This window comes from Priestia sp. USM5 (assembly GCF_058323215.1).
The window spans coordinates 65,147-86,199 of the sequence record NZ_JBSGKN010000002.1; the positions used below are offsets into that span (position 1 = coordinate 65,147).

The 21,053-nt window shown below is 38.8% G+C and carries 19 protein-coding genes; 18 read left to right on the plus strand and 1 reads right to left on the minus strand.

What is annotated here, in order from left to right:
• Window positions 1-4 precede the first annotated feature (4 nt).
• The 5 genes from ACWATA_RS24685 (at window position 5) to pyrG (ending at window position 7,863) form a co-directional block, all read left to right on the plus strand.
• Window positions 5-1,138 (plus strand): acyl-CoA dehydrogenase, encoded by a 1,134-nt coding sequence (locus tag ACWATA_RS24685; RefSeq protein WP_473050257.1) that lies wholly within the window; start codon window positions 5-7, stop codon window positions 1,136-1,138.
• A gap of 27 nt (window positions 1,139-1,165) precedes the next feature.
• Window positions 1,166-1,810, plus strand: coding sequence for a TetR/AcrR family transcriptional regulator (locus ACWATA_RS24690; RefSeq protein WP_014457745.1), 645 nt, complete (start codon window positions 1,166-1,168; stop codon window positions 1,808-1,810).
• Window positions 1,807-5,049: a fused isobutyryl-CoA mutase/GTPase IcmF gene (icmF, locus tag ACWATA_RS24695; protein ID WP_473050258.1), complete on the plus strand. Its 3,243-nt coding sequence runs from the start codon at window positions 1,807-1,809 to the stop codon at window positions 5,047-5,049. The genes ACWATA_RS24690 and icmF overlap by 4 nt, the downstream gene beginning before the upstream one ends.
• A gap of 349 nt (window positions 5,050-5,398) precedes the next feature.
• Window positions 5,399-5,935 carry a DNA-directed RNA polymerase subunit delta gene (gene rpoE, locus ACWATA_RS24700; RefSeq protein ID WP_033580392.1) on the plus strand — a complete coding sequence of 179 codons (537 nt, stop codon included), beginning with the start codon at window positions 5,399-5,401 and terminating at the stop codon, window positions 5,933-5,935.
• Window positions 5,936-6,255: 320 nt separating this feature from the next.
• Window positions 6,256-7,863 carry a CTP synthase gene (gene pyrG, locus ACWATA_RS24705; protein WP_033580393.1) on the plus strand — a complete coding sequence of 536 codons (1,608 nt, stop codon included), beginning with the start codon at window positions 6,256-6,258 and terminating at the stop codon, window positions 7,861-7,863.
• A 38-nt stretch (window positions 7,864-7,901) separates the two neighbouring features.
• Here pyrG and ACWATA_RS24710 read toward each other — a convergent pair whose 3' ends face one another.
• Window positions 7,902-8,432 carry a DUF2529 family protein gene (locus tag ACWATA_RS24710; protein ID WP_473050259.1) on the minus strand — a complete coding sequence of 177 codons (531 nt, stop codon included), beginning with the start codon at window positions 8,430-8,432 and terminating at the stop codon, window positions 7,902-7,904.
• A 237-nt stretch (window positions 8,433-8,669) separates the two neighbouring features.
• Here ACWATA_RS24710 and ACWATA_RS24715 point away from each other — a divergent pair, with 237 nt between their 5' ends.
• The 13 genes from ACWATA_RS24715 to ACWATA_RS24775 all read left to right on the plus strand — a co-directional run bounded on the left by ACWATA_RS24715 (window position 8,670) and on the right by ACWATA_RS24775 (window position 20,841).
• The gene (locus ACWATA_RS24715; protein WP_087944205.1) at window positions 8,670-9,044 is read left to right on the plus strand and encodes a response regulator; all 375 of its coding nucleotides are present in this window, start codon (window positions 8,670-8,672) and stop codon (window positions 9,042-9,044) included.
• A 224-nt stretch (window positions 9,045-9,268) separates the two neighbouring features.
• Window positions 9,269-10,126, plus strand: coding sequence for a class II fructose-bisphosphate aldolase (locus ACWATA_RS24720; RefSeq protein ID WP_013059826.1), 858 nt, complete (start codon window positions 9,269-9,271; stop codon window positions 10,124-10,126).
• A 137-nt stretch (window positions 10,127-10,263) separates the two neighbouring features.
• On the plus strand, window positions 10,264-10,908 hold the full coding sequence (fsa, locus tag ACWATA_RS24725) for a fructose-6-phosphate aldolase (protein ID WP_013059825.1): 645 nt from the start codon (window positions 10,264-10,266) through the stop codon (window positions 10,906-10,908).
• A 207-nt stretch (window positions 10,909-11,115) separates the two neighbouring features.
• On the plus strand, window positions 11,116-12,402 hold the full coding sequence (gene murA, locus ACWATA_RS24730) for a UDP-N-acetylglucosamine 1-carboxyvinyltransferase (protein WP_028411974.1): 1,287 nt from the start codon (window positions 11,116-11,118) through the stop codon (window positions 12,400-12,402).
• 525 nt (window positions 12,403-12,927) lie between these two features.
• Window positions 12,928-14,202: a transcription termination factor Rho gene (rho, locus tag ACWATA_RS24735; protein ID WP_014457752.1), complete on the plus strand. Its 1,275-nt coding sequence runs from the start codon at window positions 12,928-12,930 to the stop codon at window positions 14,200-14,202.
• 154 nt (window positions 14,203-14,356) lie between these two features.
• Window positions 14,357-14,557 (plus strand): 50S ribosomal protein L31, encoded by a 201-nt coding sequence (gene rpmE, locus ACWATA_RS24740; RefSeq protein ID WP_013085477.1) that lies wholly within the window; start codon window positions 14,357-14,359, stop codon window positions 14,555-14,557.
• Between the two features lie 204 nt (window positions 14,558-14,761).
• Window positions 14,762-15,376 carry a thymidine kinase gene (locus tag ACWATA_RS24745; RefSeq protein WP_153252841.1) on the plus strand — a complete coding sequence of 205 codons (615 nt, stop codon included), beginning with the start codon at window positions 14,762-14,764 and terminating at the stop codon, window positions 15,374-15,376.
• Window positions 15,377-15,514: 138 nt separating this feature from the next.
• Complete coding sequence (gene prfA, locus ACWATA_RS24750; RefSeq protein ID WP_013059820.1) at window positions 15,515-16,582, plus strand: peptide chain release factor 1; 1,068 nt, start codon at window positions 15,515-15,517, stop codon at window positions 16,580-16,582.
• The gene (prmC, locus tag ACWATA_RS24755) at window positions 16,582-17,433 is read left to right on the plus strand and encodes a peptide chain release factor N(5)-glutamine methyltransferase (RefSeq protein ID WP_028411975.1); all 852 of its coding nucleotides are present in this window, start codon (window positions 16,582-16,584) and stop codon (window positions 17,431-17,433) included. Before prfA ends, prmC begins: the two co-directional genes overlap by 1 nt.
• A 121-nt stretch (window positions 17,434-17,554) precedes the next feature.
• A complete protein-coding gene (gene spoIIR, locus ACWATA_RS24760; RefSeq protein WP_048021722.1) occupies window positions 17,555-18,448 on the plus strand; it encodes a stage II sporulation protein R in 894 nt (297 codons plus the stop codon).
• 85 nt (window positions 18,449-18,533) lie between these two features.
• Window positions 18,534-18,980, plus strand: a complete 447-nt coding sequence (locus tag ACWATA_RS24765; RefSeq protein ID WP_033580397.1) for a GNAT family N-acetyltransferase — start codon at window positions 18,534-18,536, stop codon at window positions 18,978-18,980.
• Window positions 18,981-19,172: 192 nt separating this feature from the next.
• Window positions 19,173-20,213, plus strand: a complete 1,041-nt coding sequence (locus ACWATA_RS24770) for an L-threonylcarbamoyladenylate synthase (protein WP_098627061.1) — start codon at window positions 19,173-19,175, stop codon at window positions 20,211-20,213.
• Window positions 20,214-20,280: 67 nt separating this feature from the next.
• Complete coding sequence (locus ACWATA_RS24775) at window positions 20,281-20,841, plus strand: manganese efflux pump MntP (protein ID WP_028411979.1); 561 nt, start codon at window positions 20,281-20,283, stop codon at window positions 20,839-20,841.
• Window positions 20,842-21,053 lie beyond the last annotated feature (212 nt).

Below are 21,053 nucleotides of genomic sequence, written 5' to 3' on the forward strand. Positions count from 1 at the left end.
AATCATGTTTTTTAAACTTTCAGAAGAGCACGAAATGATTCGAAAAATGGTGCGAGACTTTGCCAAAAACGAAGTGGCTCCGACAGCTGCACAACGAGATGAAGAAGAGCGTTTTGACAGAGGAATCTTTACGCAAATGGCTGATCTAGGATTAACAGGTATTCCATGGCCAGAGCAATACGGAGGAATCGGCAGTGACTATCTAGCTTATTGCATTGCCGTTGAAGAACTATCTAGAGTATGTGCATCAACAGGCGTTACGTTGTCGGCTCATACTTCTCTTGCCGGCTGGCCAATCTATACATTCGGAACAGAAGAACAAAAACAAAAATACCTGAAACCTATGGCAAAGGGTGAGAAAATAGGTGCTTATGGTTTAACGGAACCGAGTGCTGGATCAGACGCAGGAGGAATGAGAACGCTCGCTGTAAAGGACGGAGAAGATTATATTTTAAATGGTTCTAAAATCTTTATTACAAACGGCGGCGAAGCGGATATTTACGTCGTATTTGCTCGCATCGATCCTAATGAAAAACGCACGAGCGCTTTTATTATTGAAAAAGATATGCCGGGATTTTCAGTTGGTAAAAAAGAAAAGAAACTGGGCATTCGCTCTTCACCTACCACAGAAATTATTTTCGAGGACTGCCGTGTTCCAAAAGGAAATTTGCTAGGAAATGAAGGAGAAGGATTTAAAGTTGCCATGATGACGCTAGATGGCGGCCGAAATGGTATTGCAGCGCAGGCGGTAGGAATTGCTCAAGGAGCGTTAGATGCGGCGGTGGCTTATGCAAAGGAACGTCAGCAATTTGGAAAGCCGATTATTTCTCAGCAAGGAATTGCTTTTAAGTTAGCCGACATGGCCACGAGTATAGAAGCTGCCAGACTGTTAACCTATCAAGCTGCTTGGCTCGAGTCTCAAGGGCTGCCATACGGTAAAGAATCAGCCATGTCAAAATTATATGCTGGGGATACAGCAATGAAAGTAACGACAGAAGCTGTTCAAGTATTTGGAGGGTACGGTTATACAAAAGATTATCCAGTAGAACGTTTTATGAGAGATGCAAAAATCACGCAAATTTATGAGGGTACACAAGAAATTCAGCGTCTCGTCATTTCTAGGTATCTTGCTAAATAAAACACTTGTTGTAGGAGAGGTGAAAAAATGAAAAAGAGAGAAGTTCTCACATCCATTAAAGATGAAAAGCTGATTGTAGAGCGTCGTAATCAAATGATTAAAGGGGCCGTCACGCTATTTAAGGAAAAAGGTTTTCACCGAACAACAACAAGGGAAATTGCCAAAGCCGCTGGGTTCAGTATCGGTACACTTTACGAATATATTCAATCTAAAGAAGATGTTTTATATCTTGTATGTGACAATATTTACGATGAAGTGAGAGAGCGATTAGAAGAGATGGTAGTGGATCGTTATACAATCGCTGAGCTTCAACAAGCGATTCAGCACTATTTTAAAGTTGTGGATGAGCTTCAAGATGAAGTATTAGTCATGTACCAAGAAGCGAAATCGCTGTCTAAAGATGCGCTTCCATATGTATTAAAAAAAGAGCTGGATATGGTTGAAATGTTTAAGGTTATTATCGAAGGCTGCGTAGAAAACAATCAATTTGCACTTACAGATAAAGAAATTTCGCTGTTTGCTCATCATTTATTTGTTCAAGGTCAGATGTGGGCATTTCGCAGATGGTGGCTGCAAAAGCATTATTCACTAGAAGAATATACAAATATGCAGTTGGATTTTTTACTTAAAAATTTTTCATTTCAACAACTGTGTGAGGGGGAGACAGTTTGAGTACAAGCAAAAGACCGCTTCGTTTTTTAACCGCTTCTAGCCTGTTTGACGGCCACGACGCGTCTATTAATATTATGAGACGGATTCTTCAAGCCAAGGGGGTAGAAGTCATTCATCTGGGGCATAACCGATCTGTCGAAGAAATTGTTAACGCTTCCATACAAGAGGATGTTCAGGGGATCGCCATTTCTTCTTACCAAGGCGGCCATGTAGAATATTTTAAGTATATGTACGATTTACTCCAAGAACAACAGGCTTCTCATATTAAAATTTATGGCGGCGGCGGCGGGGTAATTATTCCGAGTGAGATTCAAGAGCTTCATGATTACGGCATCTCTAAAATCTTTTCTCCGGAAGATGGACGAAAAATGGGGTTAGAAGGCATGATTCAATTCATGATCGATGATTGTTATTACACAAATCCCCCTGCACTGCCGAATGATCGAACCTTAACGCCGGTTAATGACCGTTTAATTGCCCAGCTTATTACATGTGCTGAAAATGAAGCCTATGAATACACAAAAGAGCATGCAGCCGCTCTTGAAGAAATACGAGAAAGTGTAATCGACAGCGAGACAGATCAAAAAATACCGGTTATTGGAATCACAGGAACAGGAGGAGCGGGGAAAAGTTCGCTTACGGATGAATTAGTAAGAAGGTTTATTGAACATATTCCAGATATTCATGTAGCTGTTTTATCCGTTGATCCAACTAAACAAAAGACCGGAGGAGCGCTTCTTGGGGATCGAATTCGCATGAACATCGCAGCGTCTCCTCGTGTGTATATGAGAAGTTTGGCCACGCGTTCATCTGGACATGAGCTATCGGCGGCCATTCGAGATGGAATTGCCGTCGTGAAAAAAGCGGGCTTCGACATTATCATTGTCGAAACAAGCGGCATCGGGCAAGCTGATGCTCAAGTTAAAGATATTGCAAACGTCTCTCTTTATGTCATGACAAGCGAATTTGGCGCGCCGTCGCAGTTAGAAAAGATTGAAATGATTGATTACGCAGACTTTATTGTCATCAATAAATTTGAAAAAAAAGGTTCCGAAGACGCAAAAAAACAAGTGCAGCGTCAATATCAGCGCAATCATCAGCTGTTTGAAAATAGTCTCTCTACGATGCCAATTTACGGAACAATCGCGAGTCAGTTCAACGACGGGGGAACAAATATTTTATTTGAAGATCTTGTAAATCATCTGCATCAAACATGCCGTACGTCTTGGCACGTAGAAAAATCATCAGAGCGCGTAAGTGAAAAGAAATATACCATCATTCCTAATGATCAACAGCAATATTTACAGGAGATTGTAAACAGCGTTCGCTCTTATCACCGCAATACGGACGTTCAAGCGCAAACAGCGCGTAAATTTTATCAGCTAGAGGGTGCTCTCGAAGAAGTGGAAACAGAAACAGCCAAGCAAGAGCTCACTCAGCTAAAGGAGAAATATCAAAAACAGCTAACGGCCGAATCGATTGAAAAGCTGGAAAACTGGCCTAAATTAAAAAGTCAGTATCGGCAAGAAGAACTTATTACAAAGGTAAGAAATAAAGAAATTAAAACGTCATTGCAAGTTGATACGCTATCAGGACTGCGTATTCCGCGCGTGGCCCTTCCAAAGGTTGATGAATACGGGGAAGTTCTTCGTTTTCTTTATAAAGAAAACGTGCCAGGTGCATTTCCATACACAGCAGGTGTTTTTTCGTTCAAACGAAAAGGTGAAGATCCTAAGCGTCAATTCGCAGGTGAAGGAACACCAGAACGAACCAATCGCCGCTTTCACTATTTGTCAAAAGATGATGAGGCCAAGCGTTTAAGTACAGCGTTTGATTCTGTAACGCTTTATGGAGAAAATCCGGATCCAAGGCCGGATATCTTCGGGAAAATTGGCGAAAGCGGCGTAAATGTCTGTACGCTTGATGATATGAAACTTTTGTATAAGGGATTTGATCTTTGCCATCCTTCGACTTCCGTTTCGATGACGATTAATGGGCCGGCTCCGATATTATTAGCTATGTTTATGAATACAGCTATCAGCCAGCAGGTAGAAAAGAAAGAAGAAGAATTAAAGCGTCCTTTAACGGAACAGGAATACGAGGAAGTAAAATCGGGTACGTTGAAACAAGTGAGAGGAACCGTTCAAGCGGATATTTTAAAAGAAGATCAAGGCCAAAATACGTGTATTTTTTCCACGGAATTTGCGTTAAAAATGATGGGAGATATTCAGCAGTACTTTATTGACGAGAAAGTGCGCAACTATTATTCTGTGTCTATTTCAGGCTATCATATTGCTGAAGCAGGGGCGAATCCAATTTCTCAGCTCGCGTTTACATTAGCCAACGGTTTTACGTACGTGGAATATTACTTAAGCCGAGGGATGCATATTGATGATTTTGCTCCTAATTTATCGTTTTTCTTTAGTAATGGACTTGACCCTGAATACACGGTTATTGGACGTGTGGCGAGAAGAATATGGGCAATTGTGATGCGTGATAAATACGGCGCAAATGAACGCAGTCAAAAGCTTAAGTATCATATTCAAACATCCGGCCGATCGCTTCATGCACAGGAAATTAATTTTAATGATATACGTACGACGCTGCAAGCCTTAATGGCTCTTCATGACAACTGCAACTCTCTTCATACCAATGCGTATGATGAAGCAATTACAACACCGACAGAGGAATCTGTACGTAGAGCGATGGCCATTCAACTAATCATTACAAAAGAGCATGGACTCACTAAGAATGAAAATCCATTACAGGGCTCTTTTATTATTGATGAACTAACAGACTTGGTAGAAGAAGCGGTATTGGCTGAATTTCAACGCTTAAATGATCGAGGCGGCGTTTTAGGTGCGATGGAAATGCAGTATCAGCGAGGTAAGATTCAAGATGAATCGATGGAATACGAGATGCAAAAACATACGGGAGCTTTACCTATTATAGGAGTAAATACGTATATTAATCCAAATGAAGAGGAAAGTTCCTCAGTTGATGACATGCAGTTGGCCCGCGCATCAAAAGAAGAAAAAAATCATCAAATTAATCAGCTTCAGAAGTTTCAACAGCAGCATGAAGAAAAAAGAGAAGACGCGGTGAAAAGGTTAAAGAAAGCTGCAACAGAAGGAGAGAACATTTTCAAAGAGTTAATGGAGACTGTTAAAGTAGCCAGCTTAGGAGAAATTACGCGAGCTTTATATGAATGCGGTGGGCAATATCGTCGAAATATGTAATAATGTATCGTTAGTATATAGTGATATATTAAAAGCCGCTATGACTATTTTTGGTCATCGCGGCTTTTATAGACTTAACCCTAACGGACTCAGAATAACTGATGGTGAATTCCTTTTGGTCAAAGGATACTGTTGGTGTATCAAGTAGAATGTATTATAGTAATAAAATGTCTATTTTTTCGTTGTTTTATGCGAAATTCTCGAGAATTTTAGAAACGAGGCTAGCATAAATGTATTGAATTTGTTTATAATGAATGGTATGTATTTATTCGTTTCCATCATTTACACATATGATGAATTGATTTAATAGATTTTCGATATACATAGCCATAGAAAGGATGTGCCAGATTTGAGTTTAGCACAGTACTCAAAAACGGATTTAAAAGAAATGTCGATGATTGAGATTGCTTACGCGCTTCTAGAAGAAAAAACAGATCGTCAAGCAATGTCATTCCAAGAAATTATTGCTGAAATTAAAGCAGCAGCGGAAATGTCAGATCAAGAATTAAAAACGAGATTAGCTCAGTTTTATACAGATATTAATATTGATGGTCGCTTTTTAACAGTAGGGGACAACCATTGGGGTCTTCGTGGATGGTATCCTTTTGACCAGGCTGAAGAAGAAGTTATTCCGGTTGCAAAACCTAAAAAGAAAAAAGCGAAAAAAGCTGTTGTTGAAGAAGTTGAAGACTTTGATGATCTAGAAGAAGATTTAGATTATGAAGATGTTGACGATCTAGACGAAGAAGAAGATTTTGAAGACATCGACGAGCTAGAAGAAGATGAAGATGATCTTGCAGAAGACGATTTTGACGATTTAGAAGATGATCTAGACGATGATGAGGAAGATGAAGAAGACGATTATGAGGACGAAAAAGAAAAATAATCCTTCTTGACTTTTTCAAGCGAAGTAGGTAGAATCTTTTTTGGGCTCTTTAAACAAGCATTTAAAAAGTTTTTATTTAAAATAGACTATTGCTCCCAATCCAGTTTTGGTATTGGGAGCAATTTTTTTATTTTATTTATCAATGTTTTACACCCCGATATGTTCTTATAAATCCTTGATAGAAACTTTCTTTTGGTTCTTGAACGTTTCACATTCATAAGGTTTCTTATAATTTCGCATGCACAATGAATGAATTGTGATTGTTTATGTGAAAACTTTTAATATTGTACAGTTCAAATTATTTAGAGGGGGAAGTATAGATGACAAAGTATATTTTCGTAACAGGCGGTGTTGTATCATCTCTAGGAAAAGGGATTACAGCAGCTTCTTTAGGCCGTTTATTAAAAAACCGTGGGTTGAACGTAACGATTCAAAAGTTTGATCCATACATTAACGTAGACCCAGGAACAATGAGTCCATACCAACACGGTGAGGTATTCGTAACAGATGACGGCGCGGAAACAGACTTAGACTTAGGTCACTATGAGCGTTTTATCGATATCAACTTAAATCGCTACAGCAATGTAACAACAGGTAAAGTATATTCAACAGTATTGAAAAAAGAGCGTCGCGGTGATTATTTAGGCGGAACAGTTCAGGTTATTCCGCACATCACAAATGAAATTAAAGAACGCGTTTTCCGTGCAGGCAAAGAAACAAACGCAGATGTTGTTATTACTGAAATCGGCGGAACGGTAGGAGATATTGAATCACTTCCTTTCCTAGAGGCTATTCGTCAAATCAAAAGCGATATTGGCCGTGACAACGTTATGTATATTCACTGTACACTTGTGCCATATTTAAAAGCGGCTGGTGAAATGAAAACAAAACCAACACAGCATAGTGTAAAAGAATTACGTAGCTTAGGTATTCAGCCAAACGTGATTGTTGTTCGTACAGAAATGCCAATTTCTGAAGATATGAAAGATAAGCTAGCTTTATTCTGCGACATTGATCCAAAAGCAGTTATTGAGTGTGCAGACGCTGAAACATTATATGAAATTCCACTATCTCTACAAGAGCAGCACTTAGATCAAATCACATGCGATCACTTGAAATTAGATTGCAAAGAGGCAGAAATGACTGAGTGGAAAGCACTTGTTGAGAAAGTAAAAGGACTTTCAAACACAACAAAAATTGCATTAGTTGGTAAGTATGTAGAACTTCAAGATGCTTATATTTCTGTTGTAGAAGCAATGAAACATGCTGGATATGCATTCGATGCAGATGTAAATATCAAGTGGGTAAATTCTGAATTTGTAACAAAAGAAAATGTTCAAGATTTACTTGGTGATGTAGACGGTATCTTAGTTCCAGGTGGATTTGGGGATCGTGGAATCGAAGGTAAAATTGTGGCAACACAATATGCACGTGAGCAAAAAGTTCCATTCTTAGGTATTTGTTTAGGTATGCAGCTAGCATCAGTTGAGTTTGCACGCAATGTATTAGGATTAGAAGGCGCACATTCAGCAGAAATTGCACCTGAAACAAATTATCCAATTATCGACTTATTACCGGAACAAAAAGACGTAGAAGACTTAGGCGGTACATTACGCTTAGGATTATATCCTTGTAAATTGTCTGAAGATACGCTTGCATATGAAGCATATCAAGATGAAGTGGTGTATGAGCGTCATCGTCACCGCTATGAATTTAACAACGAATATCGCCAGCAAATGGAAGAGAAAGGCTTTATCTTCTCTGGTACAAGCCCGGATGGCCGTTTAGTTGAAATTGTAGAGCTTAAAGACCACCCATGGTTCTTGGCTTCACAATTCCACCCAGAATTCACGTCTCGTCCAACAAGACCGCAACCATTGTTCAAAGAATTTATTCGCGCATCAATGGAGTCAGGCCAAAACAAATAAGTGAAATAAAAACACGCTGTCTTTAGACAGCGTGTTTTTTATTCATATTCTTCTACGATTTCTTTTAATGTAAAAATTAAACCGTAGTACGCGTATAAAGCGACCATCATTGCTGGAAAACCAAATCTTGAGCCGTCTTCTCCAGGAATAAGGGGCTTTAACAATTTTGTATCAATATGAGCATCTGCGAGTGCTGTTAAAGAAGGTTCGGTTATTTCTTTAGGGACAGCAGCAATGCTGACAAATGGAATATCGCGTTTCTTTAAACGTTCAGCTATTTCCACAGCTTTGTGATCTGTTGAAAATCGAGAGACAAGCAGTACGCGATCGACGCTGGTCAGCTGATTCAATTCATGTAAAGGCAAAGGTTTTGCCTGACTTAAAGGTTCTGCACTGCTTAGTGCTTCTAGTGTAACGGCATGCATTTCTTCTACACCATAAATATAGATAAATCCTTCTCCGACAGAGGCCTGTGCTAAAATACGCGCGGCATCTTCAAATTGGAATTCCTCTTGTTCTTCAATTCGTTTAAAAAAACCTGAAAGTTGAGTTGTGAAAATTTTAAGCATAGAATCTCCCTTCGATTTAAGCGGCTAAAGCCGTCTATCTACACATTATAACGAAAAAAGCTATCTGTATTCTATCTTGAAATGAGCTACAATGAAAGTAAAGTGCAATGAAGTTAGATGGATGACAAAAAAAGCTATGTTTTGTAACAATTTCTCTAATTAGCAGGGATTTTTGTTTTAAAGGCGAAATACATATGTTAGTTTTGTCTGTAGAAGAGGAATATAAAAGGTGGGATTATATTGGCAGAGAAAATTTTAATTGTTGATGATCAGTATGGTATACGTATTTTATTAACGGAAGTGCTGCAAAAAGAAGGCTATACGACATTTCAAGCGGCGAACGGCTTCCAGGCGATTGATATTACAAAAGAGCAAGCACCGGATCTTGTCTTATTAGATATGAAAATTCCAGGAATGGATGGAATCGAAATTTTAAAAAGGTTAAAGCAGCACGATGAAACGATTAAAGTCATCATTATGACCGCTTATGGTGAATTGGATATGATTCAAGAAGCAAAAGATCTAGGAGCGTTAACTCACTTTGCAAAACCTTTTGATATTGATGAAATCCGCAAAGTTGTTAGGGAATATATACCAGTAAAGTCGAATTAAGGTTTTGGTAGGGTTTTCATCCTAACAAATTTTGAATATCAGCCTAAAAATGTTGCTGTTTTCATTGTTAGTTGGTATCCTAATTACTGTATTCATAATTCGACAATCTATTATGTAAAGATGCGCGTTGTTTCTACATGAAACACTCAATTCAAGAGCATACTATTTGAGTGTGCCTTTTGGTTAGCATCTAATCTAAGGTTGATTTTAAGGAGGATTTCAATATGCCTTTAGTATCAATGAAAGAAATGCTTATTACAGCAAAAGAACAAGGCTATGCAGTAGGTCAATTTAACTTAAATAACTTAGAGTTTACTCAAGCTATTCTTCAAGCAGCAAAAGAAGAAAACTCTCCAGTTATTCTTGGTGTATCTGAAGGTGCAGCACGCTACATGGGCGGTTTCAAAACTGTTGTAGCAATGGTTGAAGCTCTAATCGAAGATTACGACGTTCAAGTACCAGTTGCAATTCACTTAGACCACGGTTCAAGCTTTGAATCATGTGCAAAAGCAATCCATGCTGGATTCACTTCTGTAATGATCGATGCTTCTCACCACCCATTTGAAGAAAACATTGCAATTACTTCTAAAGTAGTTGAACTAGCTCACTTCCACGGAGTATCTGTAGAAGCAGAACTAGGAACTGTTGGTGGACAAGAAGACGACGTTATTGCTGAGGGTGTTATCTATGCAGATGCTAACGAGTGTGAAGAACTTGTTAACCGTACAGGTATCGATTGCTTAGCTCCAGCATTAGGATCAGTTCACGGACCATACAAAGGTGAACCAAACCTAGGTTTTGCTGAAATGAAAGAAATCGGAGATCGTACAGGCTTACCATTAGTTCTACACGGTGGAACTGGTATTCCAACAAAAGATATCCAAAAATCAGTTTCTTTAGGTACTGCTAAAATCAACGTAAACACTGAAAACCAAATTGCTTCAGCTAAAGCTGTTCGTGAAGTATTAGCTGCGCAACCTGAACAATATGATCCACGTAAATACTTAGGACCTGCTCGCGAAGCAATCAAAGAAACGGTTCAAGGTAAAATGCGTGAATTCGGTTCTTCTAACAAAGCATAATTTGAAATCTTCGGATGGCCTGTTTGCAGTTAGTTGAGTCTGAAAAATAAAACCGTCTTATTTTTATTGTAAGGCGGTTTTATTTTTACTATAATTTTCTTATCATTCTGAATACATAACACAGGGGGATGGCATTCATGAAGTTTTTTATTGATACGGCTAATTTAGACGAGATTAAGGAAGCGCATTCATTAGGTTTGTTAGCGGGGGTTACAACAAATCCTAGTTTAGTAGCTAAAGAGAACATCACGTTTGAAGATCGTCTTCGTGAAATTACAGAGTTCGTTGAAGGATCTGTAAGTGCAGAAGTGATTGCGCTTGATGCAGAAGGCATGATTCGCGAAGGAAAAGAGCTTGCTGCGATTGCGCCGAATATTACAATCAAGGTACCGATGACTCCAGATGGCTTAAAAGCAGTAAAAGAATTTACTAGTTTAGGTATTAAGACAAACGTTACGCTTATTTTCTCAGCTAACCAAGCGTTAATGGCAGCAAGAGCAGGTGCTACTTACGTATCGCCTTTCTTGGGAAGGTTAGACGATATTGGTTTTAATGGCCTCGATTTAATCTCAGATATTGCAGATATTTTTGCAATTCATGACATTCCATCCGAAATTATTGCAGCATCTATTCGTCATCCGATGCACGTAACAGAAGCTGCAAAAAATGGAGCACATATTGCGACAATTCCTTACAAAGTTTTAATGCAATTGTTCAAACATCCGTTAACAAATGCAGGAATTGACCAATTTTTAGCAGATTGGGAAAAACGAAATGTCTAAACATGTATAAATTTGTGTGGCATTTACCATCCTGACAGGTGAATGCCATATTTTTCTTTTATCTTGTCGAAACTATACATGATTTTTTCATTTTCGTGTACACTAGTAGGTAATAGGAAAAATAACCATTCTTTTAGGTATTCTTTGTACCAAAATTTTCCTCAATTACTAGGTGAGAAACTTTCTTTCACTAGAAGGGAGCTATAAATGGAAAAGTTAAAAATACAAGGTGGCTTTACCTTAAGTGGATCCGTCCGCGTCAGTGGTGCTAAAAATAGTGCCGTTGCGCTTATTCCAGCAACAATTTTAGCCGAGTCACCTGTTACAATTGAAGGTCTGCCTGATATTTCAGACGTGCAGTTATTAGGGGATTTAGTTGAAGAAATTGGTGGGAAAGTAACCATTGATAACGACGAATTAACAGTAGATCCATCCGGAATGGTTGCAATGCCTTTACCGAACGGAAAAGTAAAAAAATTACGCGCTTCTTATTATTTAATGGGGGCGATGTTGGGACGCTTTAAAAAAGCGGTAGTTGGTCTTCCAGGAGGCTGTTACCTTGGTCCAAGACCAATCGATCAGCACATTAAAGGCTTTGAAGCTCTTGGCGCGAAAGTAACAAATGAGCAAGGAGCTATTTACATTCGAGCTGATGAACTGATTGGTGCTCGAATTTATTTAGACGTTGTGAGCGTAGGAGCAACAATCAATATCATGCTAGCTGCTGTGAGAGCAAAAGGGCGTACCGTTATCGAGAATGCTGCTAAAGAGCCTGAAATTATCGATGTAGCTACGTTACTGACAAGTATGGGTGCCCGTATTAAAGGTGCAGGGACGGACGTTATTCGAATTGATGGCGTAGATCAATTAAAAGGATGCCGTCATTCCATCATTCCAGACCGAATTGAAGCAGGCACGTATATGATTATGGGAGCGAGTATGGGAAAAGAAGTTGTTGTTGACAACGTTATCCCTCAGCACCTAGAGTCATTAACGGCTAAAATGCGGGAAATGGGTATTCATATCGAAACAAGCTCAGATCAGATTCTCGTAGCGACTCGTCAGCTGTTGAAGCCCGTAGATATTAAAACGTTAGTATATCCAGGTTTTCCAACTGATTTACAGCAGCCATTCACGACGCTTCTAACAAGAGCATCAGGTACAAGCGTTGTGACAGATACAATTTACGGTGCAAGGTTTAAGCATATTGACGAGCTGAGACGAATGAATGCATCTGTTAAGGTAGAAGGACGTTCAGCTATTATTAATGGTCCCATTCACTTACAAGGTGCACGTGTGAAAGCGTCGGACTTACGAGCAGGAGCAGCCCTTGTAACCGCAGGCTTAATGGCCAAAGGGATTACAGAAGTAACGGGTTTAGAGCACATTGACCGAGGTTACAGCCATTTAGTAGACAAGCTATCGGATTTAGGGGCAATGATTTGGCGTGAAGAGATGACTCAAGAAGAAATTGAACAATTTCAAAATTCATAGAGGCAAATTGCACAACAGTCAGGAAAGTAAATTCTAGAAATGAGCCGTTAAATAAGCTACACAGGTGTAGGAACGTTCTTCTATGTCTGTGTAGCTTATATATTTATGAATAGGGTAAATAGATAAAAAGGGGAAGCTAAAAGATAAATTTCACTTCTTATTTTAACGTCCAGTTTATTTCCTTTAATGTGAAATTATGAAAAGGTTTTCCTTGCTTCTCTTAAGCTATTAAATTTCCTTTTTTTTATTCATCTTCTAAAGTAAAAAAAGATTGATTAAAAAGATAGAAAAAGGTTAGAATATAAATTGCTACGTTAAATTTATCAAGATAATATAAATGGTTTTATGTCGGAATTATTCTTCTAAAAGTGTATGGTTAATCAATTGATTCTACTTATTATACTTCAAAGGTTATATTCTCCATTTTCACAGATTTATTCCATCCATATCATCTCTCAATTTTATATTTGAATTTAATATGGGAGGAACGGTTAAAAATTATTCATTATAAAGCGTGGTGTCCTAATGAACTTAACATTATCCAGTTTAGAAAATATGAAATTAAAAGAGCTATATGAACATGCTCGTGAGTATAAAGTTTCGTACTATAGTAAATTAACGAAAAAAGAACTTGTCTTTGCTATTTTAAAGGCTCAAGCTGAACAAGATGGGCTTTTATTTATGGAAGGCGTTCTTGAAATTATTCAGTCAGAAGGATTCGGTTTCTTACGACCAATTAACTATTCACCGAGTTCAGAAGATATTTATATCTCAGCTTCACAAATTCGTCGCTTCGATCTGCGTAATGGAGACAAGGTATCGGGGAAAGTTCGTCCTCCGAAAGAAAATGAGCGCTACTACGGGTTACTGCATGTAGAAGCAGTAAACGGAGAAGACCCAGAAACGTCAAAAGAACGCGTACATTTTCCAGCACTAACCCCGATTTATCCAAATGAGCAAATGCTGCTAGAAACTCAGCCAAGAAGTTTCTCTACGCGTATTATTGACTTGATTTCACCAATTGGATTTGGGCAAAGGGGACTAATTGTTGCGCCGCCAAAGGCAGGTAAAACGATGCTGTTAAAAGAAATTGCCAATAGCATTACAACCAATCATCCTGATGCGGAATTGATTGTTCTTCTTATTGATGAGCGTCCTGAAGAAGTAACGGACATTGAGCGTTCGGTTGACGGTGATGTTGTCAGTTCTACATTTGACGAAGTGCCAGAAAATCACATTAAAGTAGCGGAACTTGTCCTTGAACGTGCGATGAGACTTGTCGAACACAAAAAAGATGTTGTCATTTTGATGGATAGCATTACAAGACTTGCTCGTGCTTATAACTTAGTTATTCCACCGAGCGGTCGTACACTATCAGGAGGTATTGATCCAGCTGCTTTTCATCGTCCAAAACGATTCTTTGGAGCTGCGCGTAACATTGAAGATGGAGGCAGCTTAACCATTCTAGCAACAGCCTTAATTGATACAGGCTCTCGTATGGATGATGTTATTTATGAAGAATTTAAAGGTACAGGTAACATGGAACTGCATCTAGATCGTTCACTAGCTGAAAAACGTATCTTCCCTGCGATTGACATTCGTCGTTCAGGCACACGTAAAGAAGAGCTGTTAATTCCAAAAGAGCATTTAGACCACTTATGGGCAATTCGTAAATCAATGGCAGATGCTCCTGATTTTGCAGAAAAATTCTTAAAACGTTTACGTCAAACAAAGACAAATGAAGAGTTCTTTTCGATGTTAACGGAAGAGAAAAAAACGCTTCTAGCAAATAAACGATAAGTTATAAAACATGTGGTTGCAAAAGCATACAACCCTTGTTATAATTTCATCATGTGTGTTGATAAAGTACACAGTGAAATAGTTATTATTTCATCACTATCTTTATCAATAAACTCTGTTTCAGAATGATTCAGGGCGGAAGGAGATGAAACGAATGAAAACAGGAATTCATCCAAACTATAAAACAGTTATGGTTAAATGTACTTGCGGAAACGAATTTGAAAGTGGTTCTGTAAAAGAAGAGATCCGCGTTGAGACTTGTTCTGAATGTCACCCATTCTACACTGGTCGTCAAAAATTCGCTGAAGCTGGTGGCCGTGTTGATCGCTTCAACAAAAAATACGGTCTTAAATAATCACATTGTCGAAACAAACAGGCAAGTAGCTTAACTTCTTGCCTGTTTTTTTGCTTAAAAAAGTAGAAAAACAGTGTCTGCTTGATAAAAAAGTGGGTACTTTATCATAGGAATAAGATCTACATAGAAGACGTAGATTAAGTTAGTAGCGGTTCGCTCAGAAACGGAACGAGAAGAAGGGAGAGTCCCGCAGTGGTGTACGTAATGAAACAAAGCGGTTGGATAGAAGTAATTTGTGGCAGTATGTTTTCAGGGAAATCAGAAGAGTTGATTCGACGTGTGCGCCGTACGCAGTTTGCTAAACAAAAAGCACAAGTGTTCAAGCCTGCAATTGATAATCGATATAGTGAAGAAGCTGTCGTTTCACATAATGGTACATCTGTTATGGCTTATTCAATCTCAGCATCGCGCGATATTTTAAAGCGAGTAAATGAAGAGACAGACGTAGTAGCGATAGATGAAGTACAGTTTTTTGACACAGATATTTTAGAAATTGTTCAATCTTTAGCAGATCAAGGCTTTCGTGTGATTGTAGCAGGGTTAGACCAAGACTTCAAAGGTGAACCTTTTGGACAAATGCCCCAGTTAATGGCTATTGCAGAATCGGTAACAAAGCTACAGGCCGTATGCGCTTCATGTGGCTCTCCTGCGAGCCGTACGCAGCGTTTGATTAACGGTGAGCCTGCTTCTTATGACGACCCTATTATTTTAGTCGGTGCGTCTGAATCGTACGAACCAAGATGTCGTCATTGCCACGTTGTGCAAAAGTCCAAAGGACAGGCTGTGTCTGTGGACTCAAGCGAAATGGTCGAAAAATAAAGCAAGAATTTTATGATGATAAAAACAGAACGCGCAGTTCTGTTTTTTTGTTCATATACGTGTATTAACAAGGTTTTGACTCTATTTTAAAGCTATACTATAATTACAATGTTATGGATAAAGAATGAGGTGAATGACGTGTTTGATCGTTTAGAAGCGGTAGAGGCGCGCTATGAGAAGTTAAACGAACTTCTGAGTGACCCTGAGATCGTAAACAACCCCTCTAAGTTGAGAGAATATTCGAAGGAACAATCAGATATACAACAAACGGTAGCCGCTTATCAGGAATACAAAGATGTGAAAGAGCAGTTATCAGAAGCGAAAACGATGCTTGAAGATAAGCTTGATGCAGATATGCGCGACATGGTCAAAGAAGAAATTGCCGAGTTAGAAACGCAGCAAGAAGAGCTAGTTGAAAAGCTACGTATTTTATTAATTCCAAAAGATCCAAACGATGATAAAAACGTAATCATGGAGGTTCGTGGAGCGGCTGGTGGAGATGAAGCAGCGTTATTTGCAGCTAATTTGTACCGCATGTATTCTCGTTTTGCTGAATCACAAGGCTGGAAAACAGAAGTAATGGAAGCAACGACTACTGGAGTAGGCGGTTATAAAGAAATTATCTTTATGATTAACGGTAAAGGTGCGTACTCAAAGATGAAATTTGAAAACGGTGCACACCGTGTTCAGCGAGTTCCTGAAACAGAATCAGGCGGTCGTATTCATACATCTACAGCAACGGTAGCCTGTCTTCCTGAAGCGGAAGAAGTTGAAGTGGACATTCATGAAAAAGACATCCGTGTAGATACATTTGCTTCAAGTGGACCTGGTGGCCAAAGTGTTAATACGACGATGTCGGCAGTTCGTTTAACACATTTACCAACAAATACAGTGGTATCATGTCAAGATGAAAAGTCTCAGATTAAAAATAAAGAAAAAGCAATGAAAGTATTGCGTGCTCGCGTGTACGACAAATTCCAGCGAGAAGCACAAGCAGAGTACGATGCAACGCGCAAACAAGCAGTTGGGTCAGGAGATCGCTCTGAGCGTATCCGTACGTATAATTTCCCGCAAAATCGCGTAACGGACCACCGTATTGGTCTGACGATTCAAAAGCTAGATCAAATCTTAGAAGGCAAGCTTGATGAAATCATCGATGCATTAGTAATGGAAGACCAAGCGCGCCGAATGGAAGATTCGAACTAATGAAAGTATTTGAAGCCCTTAAGTGGGCTTCTTCTTTTTTGAAAGAGGCAAAGCGAGATGAAAACGCGGGAGAACTCTTGCTTCGCCATCACTTACAGATGACGAGAACTCATTTGCTAGGTGCTCTGCAGGAAGAACTAGAAGAAGAAACGCTAAAAAGATTTGAACAAGATGTCCATGCTCATAAAGCAGGGATGCCTGTACAATATCTCATCGGGACAGAAGAATTTTACGGACGTTCATTTATTGTAAACGAACATGTATTAATTCCAAGACCGGAAACAGAAGAGCTCGTATATGGAATGATTTCTCGAATGAAAAAAGAATTTCAACACCAGTCTATTGAGCTTGTCGATATTGGAACGGGAAGTGGGGCGATTGCTATCACTTTAGCGTTGGAGCTTGACAGCGTCAATGTTACAGCAACAGATATAGCTATAGAATCTTTAAATGTAGCCAAGGAGAATGCTCAAAATCTGGACGCTGCTGTCACGTTTATACAGGGAGATTTATTACAACCATTCCTATCATCAAATCAGAAATTTGATGTAATTGTGTCTAATCCGCCTTATATTCCAGCAGATGATGAATTGTCCACAGTGGTAAAAGATCATGAGCCAAATCGAGCTCTTTTTGGTGGAAAAGATGGTCTGGATTTTTATCGACGTTTTATGGAAGAGTTGCCATATGTGACGAAGTCAAACAGTATTATTGGATTTGAGGTCGGGGCCGGACAGACAAAAGATGTAGCTGAGATGCTGCAAAAAACGTTTCCGACAGCTTTTGTAGAATGTGTATATGATATTAATGGAAAAGATCGAATGGTTTTTGCACAACTTCGTGATAACTAAAAAAATCAGAGGGAATGATTTTCCCTTTGGTTTTTGAAAATCATGCATTTTTTTACTAAATTACTAGTTTAAGATATCTTGCTTTCGGCCATACTGTTCCTATGAAAGGGCGGTGGCCGAAATGAAGAAATATGCTATCATTTATTTTATTTTATTAATTATTGGAGCAAATGCTCAACTTATATATACACATAACCAAGTGCAGGCAGATCAGCCTGCAGTCATTCCAGACGAGGCAATTCGACTGCGTATTTTAGCAAACAGCGACGGTGAAAAAGATCAGTACGTAAAACGTCTGATTCGTGACCGTGTGAACGAACAAATTACAGAATGGGTAAAAGATTTAACATCTGTAACTGTAGCTCGAAAAACAATTAAAGAAAATTTGCCAGCGCTTGAGACAATTGCGAAAGAAGTGCTAAAAGAAGAAGGCGTAAATGAATCTGTTCACGTTAAATTCGGAAAAGTAGAGTTTCCTACTAAGCTGTACGGTCAGTTTTTATATCCAGCAGGTGAGTATGAAGCCGTGCTTATTACTCTTGGTAAAGGAGAAGGAGCAAACTGGTGGTGTGTACTATTTCCTCCTTTATGCTTCTTAGATTTTTCAAACGGTGAAGCGGTAAAAGCGCCAGAGCCATCTGAAGAAGAACCAAAGGTAGAAAAAGAAAAACCAGCAGCTTCTGAATTAAAATCTGCAGACAAAACAGATGATACGTCGGCTGAAAGTAAAGAACCCGCAGTGAAGACAGAAATTCAATCTGCAACTATTACATCGGATTCTATTAAGCAGAAAGCTGAGGAACCTTCTCAACCAACGGCATCTTCTAAAGAAGCAGCTGCAAAGGATACAAGCAACACAGCGAAAGAAGAAACAAGCGCTAAGGCTGAGAAAAAGGAAAGTAAGGAAGCTGAAAAGTCTGTTTCATCTAAGAAAAAAGCTGATGCTAAATCGAAAGAAGATTCTGTAGAAGTTAAGTTTTTTGTAGTAGAATGGGTATCGTCCGTATTTAATTAATAGAATCATTAAAAATAAAATTCAGTTCTACTTTTTTTAACCATCTCATAGATTTGTTACTAGAAAACAAGTTGAGGTGATTAAAATGAGAGAACAATTAAAAATTGCCAGTGAAAATGATTATATTCGAATTCAGAAGTTTTTACAAAAAGCGGGTATTAGCACAGCGGGTGTAGAAGAACATATTCATCAATTTGTCATCATGGAAAGTGAAGAAGGCGAGCTGCTAGCAACAGTTGGGTTTGAAAAAGAAGGCATGGACGGAATTCTTCGCTCCCTTGTCGTGTCACCTTCTTTGATGCAATCTGATATTCTGCTGCTATTTAAAAGTATCGTTCAGCTGGCTCAAAAGCATGGTGTGAAGCAACTATATTTACTAACAAATAAGGCATCCTCTCTGCATTTTTTTCAAATGATGAATTTTCAGCAAACATCTTATAGTGCTCTACCTGATTTGTTAAAAGAACATTCGTATTTAAAACAGTTACCAAATCCTAAGGATGTCTACGTGATGTTTTATGCAGCTAGTTAAAAGGAAATGTGGATAAATCATTTTAATGGGGTATCCACAATGTTATTCACAAAAATCTAAGCTTTATCCACATTTTGTGGATAAAGCTTGTTTGCTGATATAATGAATGCATGTATTTTACTGTTTTTGATACATATTGTACTTTTAAAGTAAAAAAAACCTAGATATAGAAAGAAAAAGGAGTTGAAGAAGATGGAAACTAAGTTATGGGTTGTGGATAATTTTATGAACGAAAAAGATATTTATCCACAGATAGAAGAAGCAGCAGATTTGCTGCGCAACCACGAAGTGGTTGCTTTTCCTACAGAGACGGTGTATGGATTAGGAGGAGATGCAACATCGGATAAAGCTGTGGATAAAATTTTTGCAGCAAAAGGACGTCCTAGTGATAACCCTCTTATTGTTCATATTGGAGATAAAGAGCAGCTGCATACATTTGTAGAGTCAATTCCTTCAAAAGCAGAGAAAGTGATTGATGCTTTTTGGCCAGGTCCTCTTACCGTGATATTACCTAAAAAAGATCAAGTTTCAGATAAGGTTACGGCTGGTTTAAACAGCATTGCAGTGAGAATGCCATCACATCCGGTAGCTCTTGCATTATTGAAAAAAGTGGCTTTGCCTATCGCGGCTCCTAGTGCAAACCTCTCCGGCAAGCCAAGCCCCACTTTAGCTCACCACGTGATGAATGATTTAGAAGGGCGTATTAGCGGAGTTGTAGACGGAGGAGCGACAGGGGTAGGAGTAGAGTCGACTGTCCTTGATTGTACTGAAGAGATTCCTATTATTTTACGTCCAGGCGGCATTACTCAGAAAGAGTTAGAAAGTGTAATTGGTCCCGTAAAAGTAGATCGAGCGTTAATAAGTGATAAAGAAGCGCCAAAATCTCCAGGTATGAAATATACGCATTACGCACCTGATGCACCGCTTGTCATTGTTGACGGCAGTTCAGATTTTTTCCAATCTATTATTGATCACTATCAAGATCAGGGTAAGCGAGTAGGGGTATTAACGACATCTGAACATGAAGATGTGTATAAAGCCGATGCCGTCATTACATGTGGATCTCGCTCAAATTTAGAGACGGTTGCTAGCCACTTATATGAGTCTCTTCGTTCATTTAATGAGTGCGATGTAGATATTATCGTTAGTGAAAGTTTTTCTGAAGAAGGAGTCGGTCATGCCGTTATGAATCGATTAATGAAAGCTGCAGGACATCACGTGATTAAGCAATAAAATTCATCTTCTAAACCTTTTCGAATGTGCATATTTTGAAATAGGAGCACGTCCGAGGAGGGTAAAGATGAATGTATCTCAGTTAATTAGTGAAATGATCACGTTAGTCATTATGGCGTTTGCCTTAGGAATGGATGCTTTCTCAGTTGGTTTGGGAATGGGGTTAATTCGTTTACGCTTTCGCCAAATTTTCTACATTGGTGTTGTTATCGGTATATTTCATATTTGGATGCCGCTATTGGGCATGTTTATTGGACGACTTTTGTCTGATAAACTTGGAATGTTTGCTACCTATGGCGGTGGAATTTTATTGCTGATTCTTGGGGCGCAGATGATTTATTCCTCCTTTAAGCATGACGATACGCCGTTTATCAAACCAGTTGGCTTTGGACTGTTATTTTTTGCGCTCAGCGTGAGTCTAGATAGTTTTTCTGTTGGACTTAGCTTAGGTATTTTTGGGGCAAGAACGTTTTTGACCATTATTGTTTTTGGCGTAGTGAGTATGCTATTAACTTGGTTAGGACTGTTGCTCGGCAGAAGAGTACAAGGCTGGCTTGGTTCATATAGTGAGGCACTGGGCGGGAGCATTTTATTAGCTTTTGGCATCAAATTGCTATTACCTTTTTAACTATATATAAATAGGTAAAGGACCATGACCATGCAGGTTATGGTCTTTTTTTGCTTCTTTTAGATTACAGCAATAAAAAAAGGAAAGCGAAGGTGTTTTTTTCAAGATAAATAAAGAGATTATGGATAAAAAACACCCAAAAAAGCTAACTGGATTTATGCAAGCAATAGAGATACAATAGGGTGGAATATCAACATAGTCGCACATAGTGA

Bases quoted from the DNA above. Each gene is read 5' to 3' on its own strand.
- ACWATA_RS24685 (WP_473050257.1), top strand. From the start codon at position 5: ATGTTTTTTAAACTTTCAGAAGAGCACGAAATGATTCGAAAAATGGTG.
- ACWATA_RS24690 (WP_014457745.1), top strand. From the start codon at position 1,166: ATGAAAAAGAGAGAAGTTCTCACATCCATTAAAGATGAAAAGCTGATT.
- pyrG (WP_033580393.1), top strand. From the start codon at position 6,256: ATGACAAAGTATATTTTCGTAACAGGCGGTGTTGTATCATCTCTAGGA.
- ACWATA_RS24710 (WP_473050259.1), bottom strand. From the start codon at position 8,432: ATGCTTAAAATTTTCACAACTCAACTTTCAGGTTTTTTTAAACGAATT.
- ACWATA_RS24720 (WP_013059826.1), top strand. From the start codon at position 9,269: ATGCCTTTAGTATCAATGAAAGAAATGCTTATTACAGCAAAAGAACAA.
- fsa (WP_013059825.1), top strand. From the start codon at position 10,264: ATGAAGTTTTTTATTGATACGGCTAATTTAGACGAGATTAAGGAAGCG.
- murA (WP_028411974.1), top strand. From the start codon at position 11,116: ATGGAAAAGTTAAAAATACAAGGTGGCTTTACCTTAAGTGGATCCGTC.
- rho (WP_014457752.1), top strand. From the start codon at position 12,928: ATGAACTTAACATTATCCAGTTTAGAAAATATGAAATTAAAAGAGCTA.
- rpmE (WP_013085477.1), top strand. From the start codon at position 14,357: ATGAAAACAGGAATTCATCCAAACTATAAAACAGTTATGGTTAAATGT.
- ACWATA_RS24745 (WP_153252841.1), top strand. From the start codon at position 14,762: ATGAAACAAAGCGGTTGGATAGAAGTAATTTGTGGCAGTATGTTTTCA.
- prmC (WP_028411975.1), top strand. From the start codon at position 16,582: ATGAAAGTATTTGAAGCCCTTAAGTGGGCTTCTTCTTTTTTGAAAGAG.
- spoIIR (WP_048021722.1), top strand. From the start codon at position 17,555: ATGAAGAAATATGCTATCATTTATTTTATTTTATTAATTATTGGAGCA.
- ACWATA_RS24765 (WP_033580397.1), top strand. From the start codon at position 18,534: ATGAGAGAACAATTAAAAATTGCCAGTGAAAATGATTATATTCGAATT.
- ACWATA_RS24770 (WP_098627061.1), top strand. From the start codon at position 19,173: ATGGAAACTAAGTTATGGGTTGTGGATAATTTTATGAACGAAAAAGAT.
- ACWATA_RS24775 (WP_028411979.1), top strand. From the start codon at position 20,281: ATGAATGTATCTCAGTTAATTAGTGAAATGATCACGTTAGTCATTATG.